Consider the following 1,031-nt stretch of genomic DNA (forward strand, 5'->3'; position numbering starts at 1 on the left):
AAAGTCGACAACTTCCGAGCTATTCAGGCAATTATAGAAAAATATAAACGTGAAAAAAGGATTACACCCGTATTTATATTTGATGAAGCCAATTATATGAAAAGTGGAATCTTGAATGATTTAAAAATACTGTTCAATTTTGAAATGGATTCAAAAGATTATGCAGTCGTATTACTGATTGGATTGCCACAGTTAAACAATCAGCTGCGCTTATCAAGCCATGAACCATTAAGGCAGCGTATAATCATGTCGCATAATTTAGAAAATCTAAATGAAGAAGAGGCAAAACGCTATATAAAAGAAAAATTAGATGGTGTGGGATGTCATCAGGAAGTGTTCGATAATAATGCACTGAACGCAATTATCAACGCATCGAATGGTATTCCTCGAATGATCAATCAAATCTGTAATAAAAGTTTATTGATTGGTGAGCAGAAGCAGGAAATGATAATCAGTATGGAAACTGTAATGGATGCCGTAAACGACAATGAATTGAGTTAGAGGTCAATAGAATGATATTAGAAACAAACCAAATGATTGTATATGAAACAGGATACGCATCAAGAAAAAGTGAAATTGCCGAATTAAAAGAAGTGCATTTTGAAGGAAGTGTTGATTTTAAAGTAACTGTTGAAGATAGCGTTAACTTAGAACACACTTATCTATGCCATTTAGTAAAAGACAATTTAAAATGGCTGTTAGGAATTGAAATAAATGAATTCATGGAATGTGAAGACGAATCATATTTTGTGAACTCACTCCAAGTTGAACTTGATAATTTGCACGAAACACAAAAGAACAGTCAAAAAATCTATAAGAAATTACCATGTGAAAAGAGCGCCTGCTCAATTTCATACGCCTTAAAATATTTATATCAACACCAAATGGATATTCTAAATTGAGTATCCATTTTTATATGATTGGGTTTCACATTTAATATGAATATATATGTATAAACAATTTGAAGTTACCTAATTATGTGTACAATTTAATTTGAATACTGTGTTAGCAATTAATTTGGTAATCAACAT

At 31.0% G+C, this 1,031-nt stretch carries 2 protein-coding genes; both read left to right on the top strand.

Going from position 1 to position 1,031, the window contains the following annotated elements; translation table 11 throughout:
- Positions 1 to 501: ExeA family protein (locus tag DWY01_RS06270; protein WP_147332163.1), on the top strand; the 501-nt coding region annotated here is incomplete at its 5' end.
- A gap of 11 nt (positions 502 to 512) precedes the next feature.
- Entirely contained in the window at positions 513 to 902 is a 390-nt protein-coding gene (locus tag DWY01_RS06275) for a hypothetical protein (RefSeq protein WP_117995067.1), read from the top strand.
- The last annotated feature ends 129 nt before the right edge of the window (positions 903 to 1,031 follow it).

The sequence above is a fragment of the Eubacterium sp. AF22-8LB genome, assembly GCF_003458715.1.
Taxonomy (GTDB): domain Bacteria; phylum Bacillota_I; class Bacilli_A; order Erysipelotrichales; family Erysipelotrichaceae; genus Holdemanella.